The organism is Mesorhizobium sp. M6A.T.Ce.TU.016.01.1.1 (genome assembly GCF_003997065.1).
In the GTDB taxonomy this organism is placed as follows: Bacteria; Pseudomonadota; Alphaproteobacteria; order Rhizobiales; family Rhizobiaceae; genus Mesorhizobium; species Mesorhizobium mediterraneum.
The window spans coordinates 1-4,170 of the sequence record NZ_RZTJ01000059.1 but is presented as its reverse complement, the minus strand read 5'-3'; the positions used below and the strand labels follow the sequence as shown (position 1 = coordinate 4,170).

At 59.5% G+C, this 4,170-nt stretch carries 5 protein-coding genes; 1 reads left to right on the top strand and 4 read right to left on the bottom strand.

What is annotated here, in order from left to right:
• On the bottom strand, positions 1–834 hold an 834-nt coding region (locus EOC94_RS32920), incomplete at its 3' end, for an ABC transporter substrate-binding protein (protein WP_185928384.1).
• 353 nt (positions 835–1,187) lie between these two features.
• On the opposite strand from EOC94_RS32920, the gene EOC94_RS32915 reads away from it, so the two are divergent.
• The gene (locus EOC94_RS32915; RefSeq protein WP_245465719.1) at positions 1,188–2,006 is read left to right on the top strand and encodes a Crp/Fnr family transcriptional regulator; all 819 of its coding nucleotides are present in this window, start codon (positions 1,188–1,190) and stop codon (positions 2,004–2,006) included.
• Positions 2,007–2,026: 20 nt separating this feature from the next.
• On the opposite strand, the gene EOC94_RS32910 is transcribed toward EOC94_RS32915, so the two are convergent.
• The 3 genes from EOC94_RS32910 to EOC94_RS32900 all read right to left on the bottom strand — a co-directional run.
• Positions 2,027–2,983 (bottom strand): HEAT repeat domain-containing protein, encoded by a 957-nt coding sequence (locus EOC94_RS32910; protein ID WP_127295766.1) that lies wholly within the window; start codon positions 2,981–2,983, stop codon positions 2,027–2,029.
• Position 2,984: 1 nt separating this feature from the next.
• A complete protein-coding gene (locus EOC94_RS32905; RefSeq protein ID WP_127295764.1) occupies positions 2,985–3,218 on the bottom strand; it encodes a ferredoxin family protein in 234 nt (77 codons plus the stop codon).
• 12 nt (positions 3,219–3,230) lie between these two features.
• The coding region (locus tag EOC94_RS32900; protein WP_127295762.1) for an FAD-binding protein at positions 3,231–4,170 on the bottom strand (940 nt) is incomplete at its 5' end.

The following is a 4,170-nucleotide window of genomic DNA, read 5'->3' as shown; positions in this document are numbered from 1 at the left end:
GGCGTCCACACCGGTGACCTTTCCTATCAACTCGCTGTATTTCTCAGGCTCCTCGTTGATCAGCTGGTCTGCCTCGATCGCGGCCCGAAGATAGGCAACGACGATTTCGGGATACTTTTCGGCATATGCCGCGTCGACCAGAGCGCCGTGGAAGGTCGGCGTTTTGGCCTGTGAGCCGTCGTAAATTTTGCGGGCAAAGCCGCGCCATGGGAAGAGCTCGGCAAACGGCACGAAGTCGGCATGCGCTTCAATCTGATTTGCCTTGAGAGCTGCGCCGGCAACTTCCGGAGCCTGCGTGATGATCTGGACGTCGCTTTCAGCATCCCATCCCTGTGTCCTAACCGCACGCAGCAGCATGCCGTGCGAGGTGGATGCGAACGGCACCGAGATCGTCTTGCCCTTCAGTTGCGAGAGCGAATGGATCGGCGAGTCTGTCGGCACCACGATCCCGTTGCCACTGCCGTTCACGCTGCCCGAGAGGACGGTGATGAAAAGGCTTTTTCTGCCCGCCTTCAGGTGGGCGAGGCCGTTGAAGGAGCCTGGGAAATCCGCCATTACGCCGAAGTCGAGCTTACCGGCAATCTGCTCGTTGGTGATCGGAGCGCCGCTTGTGAAATTCTTCCATTGAATATCGTACGCAACCTCCTGGTACTTGCCGTCATGCGGGAGATATTTCTCGAGGAGCTTCAACTCGCGGATGAGAAGCCCGCCGGTCGCAGTGTTGACCGTCGTATCCTGCGTGCCGATCGCCACACGGATGGTCTCCGCGTCTGCAGCTGAAACGAAGCCGGTTGCCGCCAGGGCGATGGCCGCCAAGTGAGTACACAAGTTCATGGTCCGGTCCCCATAGTCGTGCCCCGGATGTCCGGCGGCTATTTGGTTCACTGAGCCAGGTTGGCGATCGCCAACCCGCTGTCGCGCCAATTTATGGGGCGGCGTCGCAAGTGGCATAAGCAATTATTTGCGTAGCACCGGAAGGTGGGACCCGTCGCCTACGGATGAGCGAAGCATCGCGGCTGGGGATCACCTGTAAGCTTTACCGTTGCCTATCAACTACTCACTCAGCCCACCCGACAGCACGACCCCAAGGTCGCGTGTGGAGAGAATCGTTCAAGCGGGCGCGAAAATGAGCAATGGTTTTCCTTTATACTCTATAGACTTTGTATACTTTATGTTCGGAGGACCAAATGGAGGAATCGAATATGAGCCTGGAATTGCGCGCACCGAATGCGGCGAAGGACCGAAGGCTGGAGCCGAGACCGGAACTTGCCGACCAGGTGGTCCTCCCTGGTTGCCAGGCACTCTTTTTAAGCGAAAGCGTTGAAATACTGGACGAGGGCGCGCATTTTCTCGACGCTTTGAAGCCGCAAGAATTGGAAAGCCTCAACAGTCATGGCCGGCATCTCGCCTTCTCGGCCGGTGACGCGATCTTCACCCAGGGCGACCGCCACGATGGCATTTTCATAATCACAAGCGGCCAGGTTCGGGTCTTCTACACCGCTCCCTCGGGGCGAGAAATCACACTCGCCTATTGGACGTCCGGCCATTTTATTGGCGGCCCTGAAATGACCGGTGGCGGCGCTCATATCTGGTCCGGCGAAGCGCTGAGCGACTGTGAGATCCTGTTCCTGCCAGCCTCCGTTCTCAAGAGGCTCGTCGTGGGAATTCCGGGCTTCGCTCTCTGTCTTGTGCAGGGGCTGGCCTCAAAGGGCAGGTGTTATTCAGCCATGGCGCAGATGCTGGGGACACGGTCGGTCATCGAGCGCCTGGCACAGTTTCTGACGAACCTCGGAGAGCTTCATGGCGTACGCGACGGACATGCGGTCATCATCAACGCCAAGGTCACGCATGACCAGATTGCCGCCATGGTGGGATCGACGCGTCAGTGGGTAACGATGATGATGAAACGCTTTCAAAAGGAGGGACTGATCACGGTGACGCCGCGACATATCCGTATCGAGCGCCCGAACAAGCTGATGAGCATGGTTTCGAAGGGCGGCACGTGACGCCGCCTTTTTCCGGCAGTCTAGCTGAGCCGCGCCAAGGCCCAGCGCACCGTCTTGCGGACGTCTGGATCGGCATCGGATATGTATTTCATCAGCGCGTCGCGCGAGGCGGGGTCAGCGATTTCGCCGAGTGCAGCGGCCGCCTCTTTGCGCAGCGCCGAAATCTCGCTCTGAAGTAATTTTGAAATTGCCGGAACTGCCGCTTTTGCCTTCAGCTTACCGAGCGCGTTCAGGCTTTCCTGTTGGACCTGCCAGTACTCGTCGCCAAGAGCGGTAGTCAGCACATCGACCGCCGGGGCCTGGCCGATCCGGCCGAGCGAATCCGCGGCGGCCATCCGCACCTGCCAGTTCTCGTCAACGAGCGCAGCCGCAACTGCGGCCGCGGCTGCGGGCTGGCCGGAAAAGGAAAGTGCACTTGCGGCAACTGCCCGGACGCCTGCATCCAGGTCACGTGTCGCCCCGATCAGTGACGGCAAGGTCTCCTCGAGCTTGAGGTAGGCGACAACCCCAAGCGCCTGAGCACGAACCTCGGGATTCTCGTCGCGCATTGCCGCAAGTGCCGGACGGAGCGATGCCGGAGACCGTAGCGCCCTCAAGCCTCGACAACCGGCGGCGCGGACGAAAGCGCTCTCATTGTTGAGGAGGGGCTCCATCAGCTCCGCTGCTGCCGGATCCTTGATTTCAGCGAGACTATCGGCCGCCGCCTGCGCCACTGAGCTGTCCTGGTCGGTCACCAATTTGACGAGACCACTGGCGGCTTCGCTCGAGTCGAACTCGGCAAAGGCAGTCGCGACTTGCAATCGCACTGTAGCATCGGGATCCTCGGCCGCGGCCAGAAGATGTGGCAGAACGTCCTGACGTCCCGAATCGGCGAGATCAATCACGGCCAGCCGACGCACTCCCCCGTCGGCGTCGTGGAGGCGTTCGACTATTCGGTCGATATCACCGAAATCTTCTAAGGGTTCGAAGGCACTCATGTCAGCGCAACAGATAGGGGATATTGACCGTGACCGCGCCGGTTGGGCAATCCGTTTCGCACGGCATGCAGTACCAGCATTCGTCGAATTTCATGTAGGCTTTTCCGGTCAGATCACTGATGCGCAGCACATCCAGCGGACAGACATCGACACAGACGGTGCAGCCCTTGTCGGCAATGCATTTAGCGTCGTCGACGACGACCGGAATGGCGGTAGGCGAAAGCGCGAGTGGCATTTGTTCTCCCGATCAAGCGGTATTGGAAACGCGCAGCCGGTCGTAAGCCGTCCGCTCTTCTTCCTCGACAGGTACGATGTAGGGTTGGACGGTGCGCTTCTCGGAAACCATTCGGCCGTCGATCTTGCGGACAAGTGTGTGGCAGAACCAGTTCGCGTCGTCCTTCTCCGGATAGTCGACGCGGTTATGGTAGAGACCCCAGCGGCTCTCCGCGCGATAGAGCGATGCGTGGGCCGCCATGTCCGCGCAATCGAGAATAGAAGACACTTCGAGCGAACGCATCAGCTCGTGGGCGTTGCGAGCGACGAGTGCTGTCTCCAGATCATCCCGCGCCTCGGCAAGCCTGGTCTGTCCGATCTGCATCTTGGCGGTTACCTTCGGCGGCTGCAGATAATCGTTGACGAGGCGCCGAGCCTTATACTCTAACTGGTTGGGTGGAATGCCATCATCTCGCCGCGTCGGCGCGAGCACGCGTTCTCGCTCCAGCCTGACCAAATCGCTGTCGAAGTCCGGCAAATCACTCTCGAGTGCGATTTCGGCTGCGTGCTCGCCCGCGATCGCGCCATTGGTGAACGCGCCAAGCATGTAGTTGTGCGGGACGCTGGCCATGTCGCCTGCTGCGTAAAGCCCCGGTACCGTGGTCCGGGCATATTCATCAACAAAGACGCCCGACGCGCTGTGGCCCGAACACAATCCGATTTCTGAAATGTGCATCTCGATCATATTTTCGCGATAGTCGGTTCCTCGAGCCTGATGGAACCTGCCTCGCGATGGGCGCTCGACCTTGTGCAGGATCTGCTCGATCTCGCCGACGGTATCAGGATGCAGGTGGTTTAGCTTCAGGAAGACCGGCCCCTTCCCCGACTGCAGCTCATTGTAGAACTCCTGCATCATTTGTCCCGACCAATAGTCGCTCTCGATGAAACGCCTGCCTTCGTTGTTGGCTGTGTAC

What these genes read in the sequence shown, in the direction of transcription:
- EOC94_RS32910 (WP_127295766.1), bottom strand. Translation starts at nt 2,983, where the DNA reads ATGAGTGCCTTCGAACCCTTAGAAGATTTCGGTGATATCGACCGAATA.
- EOC94_RS32905 (WP_127295764.1), bottom strand. Translation starts at nt 3,218, where the DNA reads ATGCCACTCGCGCTTTCGCCTACCGCCATTCCGGTCGTCGTCGACGAC.
- EOC94_RS32915 (WP_245465719.1), top strand. Translation starts at nt 1,188, where the DNA reads ATGGAGGAATCGAATATGAGCCTGGAATTGCGCGCACCGAATGCGGCG.